The sequence below is a fragment of the Enterobacter sp. C6 genome (genome assembly GCF_008122455.1).
GTDB classification, from domain to species: domain Bacteria; phylum Pseudomonadota; class Gammaproteobacteria; order Enterobacterales; family Enterobacteriaceae; genus Enterobacter; species Enterobacter pseudoroggenkampii.
This window is the reverse complement of record NZ_QPFW01000242.1, coordinates 42,149-61,087: the sequence shown is the minus strand read 5'-3', so window position 1 is coordinate 61,087 and position 18,939 is coordinate 42,149. Positions and strand designations below refer to the sequence as shown.

Genomic DNA, 18,939 nt, shown 5'->3' with positions numbered 1-18,939 from the left:
GATAATTGATGAAACAAACACAACGTCATGACGCCATTATCGAACTGGTAAAAAAACAGGGATACGTCAGCACCGAAGAGCTGGTGGAGCAGTTTGCCGTCAGCCCACAAACCATCCGTCGTGACCTGAACGACCTGGCCGATCAGAACCGTATTCTGCGCCACCACGGCGGCGCGGCGCTGCCGTCGAGTTCGGTCAACACCTCCTGGCACGACCGTAAAGCCACGCAGACGGCGGAGAAAGAGCGTATTGCCCGCAAGGTCGCCAGCCAGATCCCGAACGGGGCAACGCTGTTTATTGATATCGGCACCACGCCGGAAGCGGTCGCCCATGCGCTGCTGGATCACGAGAACCTGCGCGTGGTCACCAACAACCTGAACGTGGCCAACACCCTGATGCAGAAAGACGATTTCCGCATCATCCTCGCGGGCGGCGAACTGCGCAGCCGCGACGGCGGGATTATCGGCGAAGCCACCCTCGATTTTATCTCTCAGTTCCGCCTCGACTTCGGCATTCTGGGGATCAGCGGCATCGACAGCGACGGCTCGCTGCTGGAGTTTGATTACCACGAGGTGCGCACCAAGCGCGCGATCATTGAAAACTCGCGCCACGTGATGCTGGTGGTAGACCATTCGAAGTTTGGCCGTAACGCGATGGTGAACATGGGCAGCATCAGCATGGTGGATGCGGTCTACACCGACGTGATGCCGCCGGCGGGCGTGATGCAGGTGATTAAAGATAATAATTTGCAGTTAGAGTTGTGTTGAAAAGCCGTTCTCCCTCTCCCTGTGGGAGAGGGTCGGGGTGAGGGCATCAGGCCGCAAAAAACCTAAACTCCGTACCCCATCATCTTCAACAGCTGCTGTGCATGCTGTACCGCATCCTGACGATGCGCCACGCCCAGCTTCTGGTACAGGTTGCGGATATGCGTTTTGATGGTGGTCGCCGCCACCGCAAGCTCACCGGCAATCTGCTCATTGCTGTAACCTGAATAGATCAGCCCCAGAACCTGCCATTCGCGCTGGGTGAGCGGGCTGGTGCGAATTAGCTCCGGCACTTCCGGGTGGTTCAGCAGACGTTCAACGAAGTTCTCATCGAAGTGCGCGAACTTGTGCCGATGATGCTGGTTAATCTCGCGCAGAATACGCTGGGCGCGATGCTGATCCAGCTCCGGCAGCGTGTTGAGCTGAATAAGCTGACGCAGCTGCTGCGCCATCACTTCACCTTCAATCACAAAGTGGCTGATAAACCCGGTGCGGTTAGCCAGCTGCAGCGCCTCCAGCAGCACGCGCTGGGCATCATTTTTACGACCCGCCTGCCAGTAGAGCTGGTTCTGCAGCAGCAGGTTGCGGTTCAGGTCGCTCATCAGGCGCAGGCTGCGCGCGTTCTCGTTCAGCTCTTCCAGGACAATCTCTGCGGGCTCTAAATCACCGAGCAGGATCTGCGCGCGGGCAATGTTGCGCCACTGGCTCTGCAGGAAGTGGTTGTTGGCAAATTCCGGTTTTGGCGTCTGACGCAGCCAGTTGGCGGCGGATTTTTTATCGCCGGTCATCTGCCAGTAAATCACCCGAACCTTATCGGCGTTCGATACCCAGTCGCTATGATACTGGCCGTTGCCGAGCAGGTTCTCCAGGCGGTTCAGATGGTTGCGGGCGTTATCGAGATCGCCGCGCGCCAGCGAGCACTGCACCAGCAGCGCCAGGCACTGCAGCTGCTGCTGCGGCTGGAAGCTGGAGAGCACGTCTACACCCTGACGGGCGCAGCTTTCTGCTTCATCCAGACGCGACCATGCCCACAGCAGCTGAGCGCGAATACGCAACAGGAACTCGTGCATCGGCAGCTGTTCCAGATGCTGTTCACGAATCAGCTGGAACGCTTTTTCCTGGTTTTCCCAGGCGGCCTGCAGGAACCCCTGCGCGAATAAAATCTCACTCTGTTGGATCAGGCTCCACAGCGCGTAGTGCCAGACATCATGACGACGCGCCATCTGCTCGGTTTGCTGCATCAGTGAAAGTGAACGCGTGAGATCGCCTTTGCAGTGCAGCACTTCGCCGTGCACCGAGGTCGCCACGATGCGGCTGTAGAAGTTAGCCAGCGGCAGTTCATCCAGCGCGACCATCGCCAGCCGTTCAGCTTCGTCCGGGTCGCCGTCGTTAATGGCCACCTGAGCGCGCAGCGCGTTGAACTCGCCGTGCAGGGTGGTATCCATTTCGCTTTCCATCTCCTGCTCGGCGCGCGCCAGCAGGGTGTTCACTTCGCTGTAACGATGCTGGCTCTGCATCAGCCAGGCCTGCAGCAGCACCAGACGCGGGTTCTCCAGCAGGCTTTCCCACGGCAGGGCTTTGAGGGACTCTTCCAGCAGCGTCAGTTCGCTGTGGTTAAACAGGCCCCATGCATGGTTGAGGAGGATATCGCGCAGCATGCTGGCATCACCGGCGGCCAGCGCGTGGTGGATGGCCTCGCTCGGGAAACCTTGTGCCATCCAGCCTTCAGCGGCGGCACGGTGAATCTCCGGGAGTTCAACCGCCATTTCCCACTGACAGCGCTGGCGCAGGAAGCTACCAAACAGCGGGTGATAGCTAAACCACTCGCCCGGATCGTCCATGCGCGTCAGGAAAAGGCCCTGACGTTCAATCTCTTCGAGCTGCAGCTGACCGTTTTCACAGCCCGTCACCCGCACGATGAGCGCATCATTCATGGAACGCAGCAGAGAGCTTTTCAGCAGGAAATTACGCGTCGAGGGATCGACGCTGTCCAGCACCTCATCCACCAGGTAGTCAGAAAGGTGGCTGGCGTTGATGCCCGCCAGACGCCGCGCAGACTGATGCGCCGGACTGTTGTTTTGCCGGGCAGAGAGGGCGATAAGCTGCAGCGCCGTGGCCCAGCCCGCAACGTCATCACACAGACGGCTGCTTTCGGCGGCCTCAATCGGTGAGGTCAGGCGGCAGTCAAAGAACTGTTTTGCTTCCTGGTGGGTAAAGGCCAACTGCTGGCTGCCCACTTCCAGAAGCTGATCGCGCACGCGCAGGTTGGCAATACCCAGCTGCGGCAGGTTGCGTGACAGCACGACTAAAGTCAGGTTTTCCGGCTGATGGCGCAGGAAGAAACGCATCGATTCATGAATCACCGGGTTAGTGATGAGATGATAATCATCAATCACCACGTAAAGCGGGCGATGCCATTCGGCCAGTTCGATAAACAGCTGAGAGAAAAGGGAAGACAAGCTGGCATACTGGCGCTTTTGCACCATCATCTCACTGGCGACGCAGTGTCCATGGGTGGCTTGCTGTATGGCAGCAATCAGATAGCTGGCAAAACGCTCTTGCTGGTTATCGCCCTCATCGAGGGAGTACCAGCCAAGATCGCTCTTACCTGCGGCCCATTGCGAAATGAGCGTTGTTTTTCCATAACCTGCAGGGCTCGTAACCAGCGCCAGTCGGAAATTATGCGCGCCGGAAAGTTTAGCCAACAGACGTTCGCGGACCACTGTATGGTCAAGGCGAACCGGGCGACTTAATTTAGACGGAATCAACATAGGTTTCACTTCACTGTGGGGAACGAGAGATTTTATTTTTTTTGCGCTTCGTAATTAATGGATATAAGGTCGGCCAATAAGTTAACTATTGCAAGTTATGTCTGGATTTGGTGGCTGTGAATTTGCACTCTGTCACAAAACATTCAGGAAGAAGATGGAACTTTCTGGAAAGGTCTTTGACGCCGCGTCACTGCTGGCTTGTCTGTACTGGTTACCGCTGCGCTGAAACTGGTTTCAGAAAGGGATAGTGACGTCAAATTTAATATACTGCTGGTAAAGTTAAGGGAGATTAATAATCTCCTTAGCGATTACCCGATTGCAGAAATATTATTCTACGTAAGTAATTATTTCGGTGGGGTTTGATTTCACCCGAAACTGCATTTCATTTCTTTGACATTATCCTCGGTTACTTTTTTATCTTCCGGGCACACTCGAACTATGCTCTGAGAGTGGCCTCGATCACACTTTTCTGCTCATCCCCGCTACTCCTCCCTGTCTAATCCCCCACGGGAGGAGGAAGAGGGGAAATGAGCCAGGCACACTAGCGCCAACTTGTGTTTTCTTTCTAAAGGATGCCGATCCCCTATGTCACAGCCTACCTTCAACAAAGCTCAATTCCAGGCTGCCCTGACGCGTCAGTGGCAGCGTTTTGGCCTTCATGCTGCAAACGAAATGACGCCTCACCAGTGGTGGCAGGCAGTGAGCGGTGCGCTCGCAGAGCAGCTGGATGCTCAACCCCTGGCAAAACCGGTAAAAGGCCAGCGCCATGTAAACTACATTTCAATGGAGTTCCTGATTGGCCGTCTGACGGGCAACAACCTGTTGAACCTCGGCTGGTATCAGGAAGTCGGTGATGTGCTGAAAGAGCACGACATTAACCTGACCGACCTGCTGGAAGAAGAGATTGACCCGGCGCTGGGCAACGGCGGCCTGGGACGTCTGGCGGCCTGTTTCCTGGACTCCATGGCGACCGTCGGCCAGTCGGCGATTGGCTACGGCCTGAACTACCAGTACGGCCTGTTCCGTCAGTCGTTCGCTGACGGTCATCAGATGGAAGCGCCGGACGACTGGCATCGCAATACCTATCCGTGGTTCCGCCACAACGCGCAGCTGGATGTGCAGGTTGGCATTGGCGGGAAAGTGACAAAGCAGGGGCTCTGGGAGCCGGCGTTCACCATCACCGGTGAAGCCTGGGATCTGCCGGTGCTTGGCTACCGTAACGGCGTGGCGCAGCCGCTGCGTCTGTGGCAGGCGAAGCATGCCCATCCGTTTAACCTGACCAAATTCAACGACGGCGATTTCCTGCGCGCCGAGCAGCAGGGCATCGACGCCGAGAAGCTGACCAAAGTCCTCTATCCGAACGACAACCACCTGGCCGGTAAAAAGCTGCGCCTGATGCAGCAGTACTTCCAGTGCGCCTGCTCCGTGGCGGACATCCTGCGTCGCCATCACCTGGCGGGCCGCAAGCTGGCGCAGCTGCCGGACTTCGAAGTGATTCAGCTCAACGACACGCACCCGACGATTGCGATCCCGGAACTGCTGCGCGTGCTGATCGACGAGCATCAACTGAGCTGGGATGACGCCTGGGCCATCACCAGCCGTACCTTTGCCTACACCAACCACACCCTGATGCCGGAAGCGCTCGAGTGCTGGGATGAGAAGCTGGTGAAAGCGCTGCTGCCGCGCCACATGCAGATCATCAACAAGATTAACGACCAGTTTAAAAAGCTCGTGGATAAAACCTGGCCGGGCAATAAAGCGGTCTGGGCGAAGCTGGCGGTGGTTCACGATAAGCAGGTGCGCATGGCAAACATGTGCGTGGTCAGCGGCTTTGCGGTGAACGGCGTGGCGGCGCTGCACTCAGATCTGGTGGTGAAAGATCTGTTCCCTGAATACCACCAGCTATGGCCAACCAAATTCCACAACGTGACCAACGGCATCACGCCGCGTCGCTGGATCAAGCAGTGCAACCCGCTGCTGGCCGGCCTGCTGGACAAGACCCTGAAGAAAGAGTGGGCCAACGATCTGGACCAGCTCATCAACCTGGAAAAACAGGCCGACGACGCGAAATTCCGCGAGCAGTACCGTGCGATCAAGCTGGAGAACAAGGTTCGCCTGGCGGAGTTCGTGAAAATGCGTACCGGGATTGAGATCAACCCGAATGCGATTTTCGATATCCAGATCAAGCGTCTGCACGAGTACAAACGCCAGCACCTGAACCTGCTGCACATTCTGGCGCTGTACAAAGAGATCCGCGAGAACCCGCAGGCCGACCGCGTGCCGCGCGTGTTCCTGTTCGGTGCGAAAGCGGCGCCGGGCTACTACCTGGCGAAAAACATCATCCTCGCCATCAATAAAGTGGCGGCGGCGATCAACAGCGATCCGAAAGTGGGCGACAAGCTGAAGGTGGTGTTCCTGCCGGATTACTGCGTCTCGGCGGCTGAAATGCTGATCCCGGCGGCGGATATCTCCGAGCAGATCTCTACCGCAGGGAAAGAAGCGTCCGGTACCGGCAACATGAAGCTGGCGCTGAACGGCGCGCTTACCGTCGGTACGCTCGACGGGGCCAACGTCGAAATCGCCGAGAAGGTGGGGGAAGAGAATATCTTTATCTTCGGCCATACCGTGGAAGAGGTGAAAGCCATCAAGGCCAAAGGCTATGACCCGGTGAAATGGCGTAAGAAAGACAAAGTGCTTGATGCGGTGCTGAAGGAGCTGGAAAGCGGTAAATACAGCGACGGCGACAAGCACGCGTTTGACCAGATGCTGCACAGCATGGACAAACACGGCGGTGACCCGTATCTGGTGATGGCGGACTTCACGGCCTATGTCGAAGCGCAAAAGCAGGTCGACGTGCTGTATCGCGACCAGGAAGCGTGGACCCGGGCGTGCATCCTGAACACCGCCCGCTGCGGTATGTTCAGCTCTGACCGTTCAATCCGTGATTATCAGGCCCGTATCTGGCAGGCAAAACGCTAAGGAAGCGCGATGGAGAGTAAACGTCTGGACAGCGCCGCGCAGGCGGCGGGGATCAGCCTCAGTTACATTAATGCTCACGGCAAACCGCAGTCTATTGGCGCCGACACCAAAAGACGTTTGCTGGACGCTATGCACAAAACCGACGCGAAAGCGTCGGCTGCGCCGGTGCCGAACGTGAAGGTATTCACCGCAGGCAAAAAGATGCCGCTGGCGGTGGAGGGGCGCGGCGAGTTTAGCTGGCTGCTGACTACCGAAGAGGGGCATCAGCACAAAGGCCACGCCACCGGCGGCAAAACGTTAAACCTTCCGGCAAAGCTGCCGGAGGGCTATCACACCCTCACGCTCACCCAGGATGACCTGCGTTTCCACTGCCGGGTGATCGTCGCGCCAAAACGCTGCTACGAGCCGCAGGCGTTGCTCGAAGGTAAAAAGCTGTGGGGCGCCTGCGTGCAGCTCTACACCCTGCGTTCGGACAGCAACTGGGGCATCGGTGATTTTGGCGATCTGAAGAATATGCTGGTATCCGTGGGCGAGCGCGGCGGCGCGTTCATCGGCCTCAACCCGATCCACGCGCTTTATCCCGCCAACCCGGAGAGCGCCAGCCCGTATAGCCCGTCGTCCCGTCGCTGGCTGAACGTGATTTATATCGACGTTAACGCCTTAGATGACTTCAAAAACAGCAAAGAGGCGCAGGCGTGGTGGAAACTCAGCACCACGCAGCAGGCGCTGAAGCAGGCGCGCGACGCAGACTGGGTGGACTATTCCACCGTCACGGCGCTGAAAATGGCCGCGCTGCGTCTGGCGTGGAAAGGCTTTTCGCAGCGTGACGACGAGCAGATGGCCGCGTTCCGTCAGTTTGTGACACAGGAGGGCGAGAGCCTGTACTGGCAGGCGGCGTTTGATGCGCTGCACGCGTATCAGGTGAAAGAGGACGAAATGCGTTGGGGCTGGCCGGTTTGGCCTGAAGCGTATCAATCCGTCGACACGCCGGAAGTAAAAGCGTTCTGTAAAAAATATGCCGATGAGGTGGACTTCTACCTGTGGCTGCAGTGGCTGGCGTACAGCCAGTTTGCCGCCTGCTGGCAGGTGAGCCAGGGCTATAAGATGCCGATCGGCCTGTATCGTGACCTGGCCGTCGGCGTGGCGGAAGGCGGCGCGGAAACCTGGTGCGATCGTGAACTTTACTGTCTGAAAGCCTCCGTGGGGGCGCCACCGGATATCCTTGGCCCGCTCGGTCAGAACTGGGGATTGCCGCCAATGGATCCGCACGTCATGGCGGCGCGCGCCTACGAGCCGTTTATCGACCTGCTGCGCGCTAACATGCAGAACTGCGGGGCGCTGCGTATTGACCACGTGATGTCCGTGCTGCGCCTGTGGTGGATCCCGTACGGTGAAACGGCGGATCACGGGGCGTACGTGCAGTACCCGGTTGACGATCTGCTGTCGATCCTGGCGCTGGAAAGTAAGCGCCACCAGTGCATGGTGATCGGTGAAGATCTCGGTACCGTGCCGGTGGAAATTGTCAGCAAGCTCCGCGACAGCGGCGTCTACTCCTATAAAGTGCTCTATTTTGAAAACGACCATGAGAAAACCTTCCGCGCGCCGCAAGCGTACCCTGAACAGTCAATGGCAGTCGCGACGACGCATGACCTTCCTACGCTTCGTGGCTATTGGGAAAGTGGCGATCTGACGCTCGGCAAAACGCTGGGACTGTATCCTGATGAAGAGGTGTTACGTGGCCTGTATCAGGATCGCGAGCTTTCTAAACAGGGGCTGCTGGATGCGCTGCACAAGCAGGGCTGTCTGCCGAAACGCGCCGGGCATAAGGCGTCGTTGATGTCGATGACCGCGACCCTCAACCGTGGTTTGCAGCGCTATATTGCCGACAGTAACAGCGCCCTGCTGGGCCTGCAGCCGGAAGACTGGATTGATATGGCGGAGCCGGTGAACATTCCGGGCACCAGCTATCAGTACAAGAACTGGCGTCGCAAGCTGTCCACCACGCTTGAGGCGATGTTTGCCGATGACGGGGTGAACAGGCTGATTAAGGATTTGGACAAGCGGCGAAAAGCAGCCGGTAAGAAGTGATAAAAAACCGCCATTGGCGGTTTTTTATTGCCCGGTGGCGCTGCGCTTACCGGGCCTACATGTATCGAGTAGGTCGGGTAAGGCGTAGCCGCCACCCGACTTATGGTATCAGACAACCATATTGAGCAGCAGCACCCCGACCAGACCGCACACCGAAATAATGGTTTCCAGCGCGGACCAGGACTTGATGGTTTCACCGATCGTCAGGTTGAAGTACTCCTTGAACAGCCAGAAGCCCGGGTCGTTAACGTGAGAGAAAATCACGCTACCGGAACCGACGGCGATAACCATCAGCTCAGGGCTCACGCCCGTGGTGGCAATCAGCGGAGCAACGATACCGCCTGCGGTAATCGCCGCAACGGTCGCAGAGCCCAGCGCAATACGCAGCACCGCGGCAATAGACCAGGCCATCAGGAGCGGCGACACGTTGGTTTCATGCATCATGGCAGCGATGTATTTGTCCACGCCGCTGTCGACCAGAACCTGCTTGAACGCGCCGCCACCGCCGATGATCAGGAGCATCATGGCAATGATTTTGATGGACGAGGTCAGCGTGTCGTTGATCTGATCCATTGAACGGCCGCGATTAAGACCGAAGGTGAACATCGCGATCAGCACTGCGATCAGCGTTGCCATCACCGGGTCACCCAGGAATTCCGCAACGGACAGGAACGCATGACCTTTCGGCAGGATCATCTCTGCCACGGCACGCATTGCCATCAGGATCACCGGTACCAGAGAGGTCCAGACGCTGACGCCAAAACCAGGCATCTCTTCTTCGGTGAAGGTTTTGGCGCTGTACAGACCTTCCGGGATTGGCTTATCAATGCCCTTCAGGAAGCGGGCATAAACCGGGCCTGCCAGAATCACCGTCGGGATCGCCAGAATCGTACCGAACAGCAGGGTTTTACCCATATCCGCGTGGAAGATGGTCGCGATAGCGGTTGGACCCGGGTGCGGCGGCAGGAAGCCGTGGGTCACGGACAGCGCCGCAGCCATCGGCACACCAACATACAGCAGCGGGATGCTCGCGGCAGCCGCGATGGTGAACACCAGCGGCAGCATCAGCACGAAGCCCACTTCATAGAACAGCGCGAAACCGACGGTAAAACCGGTTAACACCACTGCCCACTGAATATTCTTCTTACCAAATTTGTCGATAAGCGTGGTAGCAATACGCTGGGCGCCACCACAGTCCGCCAGCATTTTACCGAGCATGGCGCCGAAGCCCATGATCAACGCCAGGCTGCCGAGCGTGCCGCCGACACCGGCTTTGATGGAACTGATAACTTTAACCAGCGGCATACCCTGCATCAGACCGACTGCAAGTGCCACCAGAACCAGAGCGATAAATCCGTTCATTTTGAAACGGATCATCAAGAGCAGTAATAACACAACACCGATAGCAACGATGACTAATGGCATGATTTACCTGGCCTTTGAATTGTTATGGGTAACGTCATTGTTTCAACGACACATTCCGATTGTCCCAACTGGGAACAGAGAAGTAACGGCACTAATACTGATGCCTTGGAAACCATTAAGTTTAGTCGGCTGTTATGAGTGTGCTTAGTGCCCATGAGAATGATACGGGTAACATGACGTGATTGAGAATCACCCTGGCAGGCAAAATGTGAATTATGAGACGCAGGTCAACATATAGAGGGGAACGAAGAGGGGGGCAGGGTTTTGTAGGCCCGGTAAGCGCAGCGCCACCGGGCAATACAGACGGGCAATGAATCAGTAGTAGGAGTGCTCGCCGCGCTGGTGTTCGGTCAGGTCACGCACGCCTTTCAGTTCCGGGAACTCGTTCAGCAGCTGCTTCTCGATCCCTTCTTTCAGGGTGACATCGACCATTGAACAACCGTTACAACCGCCGCCAAACTGCAGGATCGCCAGGCCATCTTCCGTGATTTCCATCAGGGAAACACGACCGCCGTGGCCCGCCAGCTGTGGGTTGATTTGGGATTGCAGCAGATACTCGACGCGCTCCATCAGCGGTGCATCGTCAGACACTTTACGCATTTTCGCGTTCGGCGCTTTCAGGGTCAGCTGAGAACCCAGCTGATCGGTGACGAAGTCGATCTCCGCATCTTCAAGATACGGTGCGCTCAGCTCATCAACGTAGGCGGTGAGCTGTTCAAATTTAAGGGCAGTGTCGGTGGCTTCCACAGCGTCCGGAGGACAATAAGAAACACCACATTCTGCATTCGGAGTGCCTGGATTAATCACAAACACGCGGATCTGCGTCCCTTCTTCCTGATTTGCCAGCAGTTTGGCAAAGTGCGCTTGTGCAGAATCGGAAATACGGATCATAGCTTTGGCCTAATAGTTGACTAAATTACCTGGGTATAATCATACGCCCATTGAAGAAGGGCTACAAGGTACGGCACAGACACCATACCTGAACCGACGCGGCGCCGCTTCGCAAAAGCAGTCGGGAAAGTTCAGCAACGGTACTGCCCGTGGTGACGACATCATCCACAATCGCGATATGGAGACCGTCGACCGGTAATTCAAGGCGAAAGGCATTTTTGAGGTTTCTTTTGCGAAGCCGCGCGCTGAGCTGATGCTGGATGGCGGTGGCATGAACACGCGTCAGCGCGCTGGTATCATACCGACAGCCGAGCCACCGTGCGAGGGGACGGCAGATCAGGTCACTCTGGTTATAGCCGCGCCGCCAATGCCGATGTCGGTATAAGGGGACGTTCACCACCCTGTCAATTTTCGGCAGTGCGCGATGACGCCGTGCCTGCAAAACCGCCAGCAATAGCAGGCGGGCAAGGGGCGGTGCAAGCGAGCTCTGCCCGGAAAACTTCAGCGCGTGAATCAGCCTGCTCAGCGGTGGAACATAATCATCTACGGCCACCAGCGCGCTCCACGGCGGGGATTTCTTCAGGCAGCGGCCGCAGGGCAAAGAGGAATTTGTGGCCGGTAAACCACATTGTGGACAGATCCCGATACGCCATTCCAGCGAACGCGTACAGACGGAGCAGACGCCCCACCCGCTGAGCGCCAGCGGCATTCGGCATAGCCAGCACAACCCAGGTACTGTTAGCATATGCAACCTCCATGTGAAAAAAGAGAACAGTAACTGATGAAGACGCTGTGGTGGCAGACTGTAGGGACAGGAAATTGCCATCTTGTGCTGCTGCACGGATGGGGCCTGAATGCGGAGATATGGCATTGCATATGTGAGGAACTCGCCTCGCATTTCACACTGCATCTGGTGGATTTACCCGGCTTTGGCCGCAGCCGCGGGTATGGCGCGTTGTCGCTTGATGAGATGGCGCAGCAGGTTCTGGACGCCGCGCCGCAAAACGCTGTCTGGCTGGGCTGGAGCCTGGGCGGGCTGGTGGCGAGCCAGGTTGCGCTGTCGCGACCAGACCGCGTACAAGCGCTGGTGACGGTGGCGTCGTCGCCCTGTTTTAGCGCGCAGGACGCGTGGCCGGGGATAAAACCCGAAGTACTGGCGGGATTCCAGCAGCAGCTGAGCGAAGATTTCCAGCGGACCGTAGAGCGCTTCCTCGCCCTGCAGACGATGGGAACTGAAACCGCCCGTAAGGATGCCCGCACGCTGAAGCAGACCGTGCTTTCACTGCCGATGCCGGAGGTTGAGGTGCTTAATGGCGGTCTTGAGCTCCTGAAAACCGTTGATCTGCGCGAGCCGCTGGCCGCCCTGACGCTGCCGCACCTGCGTATTTATGGTTACCTCGACGGGATTGTGCCGCGCAAAGTGGCTCCGCTGCTGGATGAACTGTGGCCGAACAGCGAATCGCAGATCATTGCCAAAGCCGCACATGCCCCGTTCATCTCTCATCCGGCGGAGTTTTGTTCAGCGCTCATTGCGTTAAGTCAACGTTTCGACTGATTATTTTCTATCCTGCCTGGAAAAAGTTACACACCGCAACCATACTCCAGATGTCGTTGCGGTTGTTCTGCTTACGATAATCAAAACAACAATCCTATGGAGAGTCAGGTTATGAAACTTGTTACAGGTATTGTCACTTCTCTGGTTATTGGGTCACTTTCATTTGGCGTCTTTGCGGCAAAAGAGCTGGAAAAAGATAAAGTTGCCGGCATGAATCTGACCAAAGTTGGTGAGATCTCTACGTCTGATACTACCGCACCGATGGATGCTCGCAGAGAGCTGTCAAAGAAAGCGGATGAACTGGGTGGGACGTACTACGTGGTAACCAGTGCAAACAAAGACACGAAGAACGTACGCGCAACGGCGGACGTCTACAAGTAATACGATAAAGCCGGGCAGCGATGCCTGGCTTTACTAGCGCAGTGCCCACCACTCCCTGAGGCAGGCCTTTCCTTCCGGACAGCTTTTACAACTGCCGGAGAGACAGCCGTCCGCGTCTTCCTGAATCCGCACGGCTTTCCCCATGGCTTCCAGTCTTTCCAGCATGGCATCGATCATCGGCTGCGGCGTATGCAGGCTGAGGCTCAACTGTTTCGCCTCCATCCGCCCCTGTAGCGCCAGCAGGTCACGAACCTGAATCAACGATGCCATGTGGTGTACTCCTTAGTGGCAGTCGCCCGCCGGGCTGCTGCAGCAGGTCGCGGCGGTTTTACGGTTTGCCAGCAGGTCGATATCGACGCGGCTGCGTGCCCGCCGCAGCAGACCGAGCACTACCACGTTAAACAGCACAACCGCGAGAATGCAGACCAGGCTGTAGCGCGGATGCTGGCTGAAGTTAACGGTTTGATAAAACAGCGTCGCCAGCGAGTAGGCAATGTTCAACCCCCACAGGATGGAGAAACCCATCCAGCCGCGGCTGGACTCGCGGGCAATCGCCCCCATCACCGAGATGCACGGAATGTAGAGCAGTACAAAGATAAGGTAGCTGTAGGCCGCGGACGCGCTGCCAAATTTCTCGCCCATCACGCCCATGGCACCCGTCGCCATTTCGCCGTCGCCTTTGCTCGCTTCAATCGGGTTCGCCAGCACGCTCAGGCTGAAGGTGTCCTTCAGGCTCTGCCAGGTCTCCTCTACGGCACCCAGCAGCTCATGACCGAGATGAAACTCTGCCGGATTAAATTCCTGTTCCTGAATGTTCTCAGCGGTGTAAAGCGTGTTCAGGGTGCCGACAACCACCTCTTTCGCCATCGCACCGGTGAACAGCCCGACGGTTGCCTGCCAGTTATCCTCATGTACGCCAATCGGTTTGAAGACCGGCGTGATAACGCGGCTGACGGAAGCGAGGGCAGAGTCGTTGATGTTATCTGCCGCCTGCCCGCTGAGGGTGAAGCTGTTCAGCGCGCTCAGGAAAATGCTGACGATGACAATCACCTTACCGGCGCGCAGCACAAAGCCTTTCAGACGCTGCCAGGTCTGGATCGCCAGGCTTTTCAGATGCGGCACGTGGTACACCGGCAGCTCCATCACAAACGGTGACGCTTCACCGCGCATGATGGTGTGCTTCAGCATCAGACCGGTGAGGATCGCCATCACGATGCCCAGCACATACAGCGAGAAGACCGCCAGCGCGCCCTGCTGACCAAAGAAGGCTGCCGCAAAGACCGCAAAGATCGCCAGTCGGGCACCGCAGGACATAAACGGCGCCATCATGATGGTCATCAGACGTTCACGCGGCGCATCCAGGGTGCGTGCGCCCATCACCGACGGCACGTTACAGCCGAAGCCGACGATCAGCGGGACGAAGGATTTACCCGGCAGACCCAGCGCCTGCATCAGACGATCCATCACGAACGCGGCGCGCGCCATGTAGCCGGAATCTTCCAGGAACGAGAGGAACAGATACATCATGCCGATCTGCGGCACCAGCGGCAGAACGGTGTTGATACCGCCGCCGATCCCCTGCGCGAGGAAGATGGTGAGCCATTCCGGGAAGTGCAGGGTGTAACCTACCCACTGGATCCCGTGGACGAAGACCGCGACGGAACCGGCGTCAAAAATCGGCTGCAGTGCGCCACCGATGTTAATGGCGAGCAGGAACATCACGTACATCACCAGCAGGAAGATGGGCAAACCGAGGAAGCGGTTAAGCACTATCTTATCCACTGCCGTCGTAAAGCGGCTGGGTTCTGCCGTCAGCGCGTTGCTGACAACGTCGCAAATCGAGGCGATGGCCTGATAACGGGCGTCGGCGATGTGCAGCGCCGGGTCGTCCAGCTCGTCGCTAAGACGGGCTACCGTCGCGTCCAGCTTATCGGCCGCATGGCCGGCGTAAGCGCGGCTGTAGATATCCCCTTCCAGCATCTGCAGTCCAAGCCACAGGCGCTGTTTCGCAGGCATGCTGTTGTTCATCTCCTGCGCCAGCAAATTGGCTTCGCGCAGGAGAGGCTGCGCGTAATGCACCAGCTCAATGTCACGATTCCCTGCGTGACGGTCAATGGCCAGCTTCAGCGCATCAATACCGCGAGCGCGCGTCGAGACCAGCGGAACCACCGGGCACCCCAGGCGCGCGGAGAGGGCATCGACGTCAATGCGCAGCTTTTGTTTCTCCGCAATGTCGAGCATGTTGAGCGCCACGATGCAGGGGATCCCCAGCTCCAGCAGCTGCAGCGTCAGATAAAGGTTACGCTCGAGATTGGAGGCATCGACCACGTTGATCAGCAGGTCCGCGTCGCCGCCAAGAATATAGTGGCAGGCAATCTGCTCATCGAGCGAGGTTTGCGACGAAATGGTGGTTAAGGAGTAGGTGCCGGGAAGGTCGACCAGCGTTACCTGATTGTCCGTTGTCGTGAACTGGCCCTCTTTACGCTCAACCGTCACGCCCGCCCAGTTGCCCACGCGCTGGCAGGCTCCAGTCAGCTGGTTAAAAAGCGTAGTCTTGCCGGAATTAGGATTGCCAATTAAGCCAATAGTTAACTTTTTCATTTTTTAGACTCACTGAAACCGCTGGCTTGTTATCGGGATAAAGCTTCGACTTCTATTAACGCGAGGTCTTTCTTACGCAGCACCAGATTCACGCGGCGGGTTTCGATATGAACCGGATCGCCTAACGGCGCCACGCGTACGACCTGAAAGGACGAGCCTGGCAGCATGCCCAGCGACAGCAGCTTTTGCCGATAGGCCGGGCTAATTTCGCGGGTAAAACCGGTAATCTTCCATGCACTGTCTGGAGTGAATTGCATAACGCCTGATTCCACGAAAGGTTAAATTATCTACTATGGGATGATAATGAGAATAGTTTTTATCAGCAATATTAAAACTGTGACGGAATGTTGTTTGCGATATTAATTTACGGCCTTTTTGACCTTGCTCAATATTTGCTGAAATGCCTGGAAAACGAAAAGGAGAGGATTTGTTAACGGGGTGATAATTGGTGGTTTAAATATGGATGTGCAATCGGTTTCATATATTACGGCACGATATTATTATTCCCTCTCCCCTGTGGGGAGAGGGTTAGGGTGAGGGTTTAGCGTTTCTTACCCATCGCTGCCGCCAGCGCATCCATCATCGCGCTGTTGCCTGCAGGCTGGGCATCACGTCCGCGCGGTTTTGCTGCTTTCGCGGCCGGACGCTGCTGCTCGCGGCCACCGCCGTTTCCGCCACGGCGCGCGTTGGTGTCACCCGGCTGCTCGTCCAGACGCATGGTCAGGGCGATACGCTTGCGCTGCAGATCCACTTCCAGCACTTTGACCTTCACGATGTCGCCCGCTTTGACCACGGTGTGCGGGTCTTCAACGAACTTGTCGGCAAGGGAGGAGATATGGACCAGACCGTCCTGATGCACGCCGATATCCACAAACGCGCCAAAGTTGGTGACGTTTGTCACCGCGCCTTCCAGCACCATGCCGGGCAGCAGGTCGTTCATGGTTTCCACGCCGTCAGCAAAGGTCGCCGTTTTGAACTCAGGACGCGGATCGCGGCCCGGCTTTTCCAGCTCTTTGATAATGTCGGTAACGGTTGGGACACCAAATTTGTCATCGGTGAAATCAACGGCTTTCAGATTGCGCAGAGCGCTGCTGTCGCCCATGAGATCTTTCAGTGCCTGCTGGGTGGCGGCCAGAATACGCTCCACCACAGGGTACGCTTCCGGGTGAACGGTAGAGGCATCCAGCGGGTTATCGCCGTGGTTGATGCGCAGGAAGCCCGCGCACTGCTCAAAGGCTTTTGGCCCCAGACGGCTTACCTTCAGCAACTGCTGACGGTTCTGGAACTGGCCGTTCTCGTCACGCCAGGCGACGATGTTCTGCGCCATCATGCGGGTTAAGCCCGCCACGCGGGTCAGCAGCGGAACGGAGGCGGTGTTCAGGTCAACGCCGACGGCGTTAACGCAGTCTTCCACGACAGCATCCAGCTTGCGCGCCAGCTGCGTCTGGCTCACGTCGTGCTGATACTGGCCCACGCCGATGGATTTCGGGTCGATCTTCACCAGCTCCGCCAGCGGATCCTGCAGGCGGCGAGCGATAGAGACCGCACCGCGCAGGGAAACGTCCAGGTCCGGGAACTCCTGTGCCGCCAGCTCGGATGCGGAATAGACGGATGCCCCCGCTTCGCTGACGATCACTTTCTGCGCCGTCACTTTCGGGAACTGCTTCTGCACGTCGAGGTAGAAACGCTCGGTCTCACGTGAGGCCGTACCGTTGCCGATGGCAACCAGCTCGACGTTGTATTTTTCGCACAGCGCCGCCACTACCACGGCCGCTTTCGCTGCCTGGCCAGTGTGCGGATAAATGGTATCGGTCGCCACCAGCTTGCCGGTGCCGTCAACCACAGCGACTTTTACACCGGTGCGCAGACCCGGATCGAGACCCATGGTGGCGCGCAGGCCAGCAGGAGCGGCCATCAGCAGGTCGTGCAGGTTACGGGCGAAGACGTTAATCGCTTCATCTTCGGCGCGCTCGCGCACGGTGCCCATCAGCTCGGTTTCGAGGTGCATCAGCACCTTGATGCGCCAGGTCCAGCTCACCACGCCTTTGCGCCAGCTGTCCGCCGGGGCGTTGTTCAGGCGCAGGCCAAGATGGTCGATGATGATCTGCTCGCAGTGGCTCTCTTTCGGCGGCTCGTCAAACTGCGGGTCGGCGTTCAGGGAGAGCTGCAGCACGCCTTCGTTGCGGCCGCGGAACATCGCCAGCGCGCGGTGGGAAGGGGCGGTAGAGATCGGTTCGTGGTGATCGAAGTAGTCGCGGAATTTCGCGCCTTCTTCCTCTTTACCGACGACGACGGTAGAGACGATGTGGGCGTTCTTCCACAGGTAATCACGCACTTTGGCGAGCAGGGCGGCGTCTTCGGCGAAGCGCTCCATCAGAATGTAGCGTGCGCCGTCGAGGGCGGCCCTGGTGTCCGCTACGCCTTTGTCAGCGTCGATAAATTTCGCCGCTTCGGTATCCGGATCGTGGGACGGCTCGTTCCACAGCAGGTCGGCCAGCGGCTCAAGACCCGCTTCAATCGCAATCTGTCCGCGCGTGCGGCGCTTCGGTTTATACGGCAGATAGAGGTCTTCGAGTTCGGTTTTGCTCAGGGTGCCGTTGATGGCGCTTTCCAGTTCGCTGGTCAGCTTGCCCTGTTCGCCGATGGACTTAAGGATCGCCTGACGACGTTCTTCCAGTTCGCGCAGATAACCGAGACGGGTTTCCAGGTTACGCAGCTGCGTGTCATCCAGACCGCCGGTGACTTCCTTACGATAGCGCGCAATAAATGGCACGGTGTTCCCTTCATCAAGCAGGCGAACGGCAGCTTCTACCTGTTCGGCTCTGGCCTGAATATCACCCGCAATAATGCGGCAGAGCGAATCTTTCATCATGGCTTTATCATCTTGTGGGTCAAAAATCAGGGGATAGTTATACGGGCTGACACGGCAAAATGCCAGCCGGGGAGGGCGCTCTCGGACTATTTTACGTAGACGATCTCATTGACGTACCAGCTGGCTTCGCCGGCTGGGGTCTGCACGACGGCCAGATCGCCCACTTCCTTTTTCAACAGCGCGCGCGCCATCGGGGAGTCGATGGAGATGTAATCCTTACGACCAAAAATTTCATCGTAGCCGACAATGCGAAAGCGCAGGGTGTCGCCGTCGTCGTTTTCAATCTCCACCCACGCGCCGAAGAACACTTTGCCCTCCTGCTGCGGTGAGTAATCGACAATTTTGAGATTCTCGAGGCACTTCGTCAGATAGCGAACCCGGCGGTCAATTTCGCGCAGCCGCTTTTTGTTGTACTGGTAGTCAGCGTTTTCGCTGCGATCGCCCAGGCTCGCGGCCCAGGTCACTTTTTTGGTCACTTCAGGACGCTCTTCGCGCCAGAGGTAATCCATCTCTTTTTTGAGCTTCTCATACCCTTCGCGGGTGATCAGGGGCGTTTTCATGGTAAAGCCTTTGCTGCCGGTTTTCTGTCTTGCGCACAATACGTACCACACA

General features: G+C 57.4%; 14 protein-coding genes. 5 read left to right on the top strand and 9 right to left on the bottom strand.

Going from position 1 to position 18,939, the window contains the following annotated elements; all coding sequences use genetic code 11:
• Nucleotides 1–8 precede the first annotated feature (8 nt).
• Nucleotides 9–767 carry a DeoR/GlpR family transcriptional regulator gene (locus tag DOU50_RS18445; RefSeq protein ID WP_008503060.1) on the top strand — a complete coding sequence of 253 codons (759 nt, stop codon included), beginning with the start codon at nucleotides 9–11 and terminating at the stop codon, nucleotides 765–767.
• Nucleotides 768–829: 62 nt separating this feature from the next.
• On the opposite strand, the gene malT is transcribed toward DOU50_RS18445, so the two are convergent.
• On the bottom strand, nucleotides 830–3,535 hold the full coding sequence (gene malT / locus DOU50_RS18440) for an HTH-type transcriptional regulator MalT (RefSeq protein WP_024908893.1): 2,706 nt from the start codon (nucleotides 3,533–3,535) through the stop codon (nucleotides 830–832).
• 585 nt (nucleotides 3,536–4,120) lie between these two features.
• Here malT and malP point away from each other — a divergent pair.
• Together malP and malQ are read left to right on the top strand one after the other, a co-directional pair.
• Nucleotides 4,121–6,514 (top strand): maltodextrin phosphorylase, encoded by a 2,394-nt coding sequence (gene malP / locus DOU50_RS18435; protein WP_024908894.1) that lies wholly within the window; start codon nucleotides 4,121–4,123, stop codon nucleotides 6,512–6,514.
• A 9-nt stretch (nucleotides 6,515–6,523) separates the two neighbouring features.
• The gene (malQ, locus tag DOU50_RS18430; RefSeq protein WP_148769881.1) at nucleotides 6,524–8,602 is read left to right on the top strand and encodes a 4-alpha-glucanotransferase; all 2,079 of its coding nucleotides are present in this window, start codon (nucleotides 6,524–6,526) and stop codon (nucleotides 8,600–8,602) included.
• Between the two features lie 108 nt (nucleotides 8,603–8,710).
• Here the strand turns inward: malQ and gntT are convergent, their stop codons facing one another.
• The 3 genes from gntT to gntX form a co-directional block, all read right to left on the bottom strand.
• Entirely contained in the window at nucleotides 8,711–10,027 is a 1,317-nt protein-coding gene (gene gntT, locus DOU50_RS18425) for a gluconate transporter (protein ID WP_024907902.1), read from the bottom strand.
• Nucleotides 10,028–10,342: 315 nt separating this feature from the next.
• Nucleotides 10,343–10,918 (bottom strand): Fe-S biogenesis protein NfuA, encoded by a 576-nt coding sequence (gene nfuA, locus DOU50_RS18420; RefSeq protein WP_003861601.1) that lies wholly within the window; start codon nucleotides 10,916–10,918, stop codon nucleotides 10,343–10,345.
• Nucleotides 10,919–10,979: 61 nt separating this feature from the next.
• Entirely contained in the window at nucleotides 10,980–11,663 is a 684-nt protein-coding gene (gntX, locus tag DOU50_RS18415; RefSeq protein WP_148769880.1) for a DNA utilization protein GntX, read from the bottom strand.
• A 36-nt stretch (nucleotides 11,664–11,699) separates the two neighbouring features.
• Here gntX and bioH point away from each other — a divergent pair, with 36 nt between their 5' ends.
• Nucleotides 11,700–12,473 (top strand): pimeloyl-ACP methyl ester esterase BioH, encoded by a 774-nt coding sequence (bioH, locus tag DOU50_RS18410; protein ID WP_148769879.1) that lies wholly within the window; start codon nucleotides 11,700–11,702, stop codon nucleotides 12,471–12,473.
• A 111-nt stretch (nucleotides 12,474–12,584) separates the two neighbouring features.
• Nucleotides 12,585–12,854, top strand: coding sequence for a YdgH/BhsA/McbA-like domain containing protein (locus DOU50_RS18405; protein ID WP_024907905.1), 270 nt, complete (start codon nucleotides 12,585–12,587; stop codon nucleotides 12,852–12,854).
• Nucleotides 12,855–12,887: 33 nt separating this feature from the next.
• On the opposite strand, the gene feoC is transcribed toward DOU50_RS18405, so the two are convergent.
• The 5 genes from feoC to greB all read right to left on the bottom strand — a co-directional run bounded on the left by feoC (nucleotide 12,888) and on the right by greB (nucleotide 18,887).
• Nucleotides 12,888–13,124, bottom strand: a complete 237-nt coding sequence (gene feoC / locus DOU50_RS18400) for a [Fe-S]-dependent transcriptional repressor FeoC (RefSeq protein ID WP_024907906.1) — start codon at nucleotides 13,122–13,124, stop codon at nucleotides 12,888–12,890.
• A gap of 12 nt (nucleotides 13,125–13,136) precedes the next feature.
• The gene (gene feoB / locus DOU50_RS18395) at nucleotides 13,137–15,455 is read right to left on the bottom strand and encodes a Fe(2+) transporter permease subunit FeoB (protein ID WP_148769878.1); all 2,319 of its coding nucleotides are present in this window, start codon (nucleotides 15,453–15,455) and stop codon (nucleotides 13,137–13,139) included.
• A gap of 29 nt (nucleotides 15,456–15,484) precedes the next feature.
• Entirely contained in the window at nucleotides 15,485–15,712 is a 228-nt protein-coding gene (gene feoA / locus DOU50_RS18390; RefSeq protein ID WP_008503050.1) for a ferrous iron transporter A, read from the bottom strand.
• 284 nt (nucleotides 15,713–15,996) lie between these two features.
• Nucleotides 15,997–18,327, bottom strand: coding sequence for a Tex family protein (locus DOU50_RS18385; protein WP_148769877.1), 2,331 nt, complete (start codon nucleotides 18,325–18,327; stop codon nucleotides 15,997–15,999).
• 86 nt (nucleotides 18,328–18,413) lie between these two features.
• Nucleotides 18,414–18,887: a transcription elongation factor GreB gene (greB, locus tag DOU50_RS18380; protein WP_014885539.1), complete on the bottom strand. Its 474-nt coding sequence runs from the start codon at nucleotides 18,885–18,887 to the stop codon at nucleotides 18,414–18,416.
• Nucleotides 18,888–18,939: the final 52 nt, after the last annotated feature.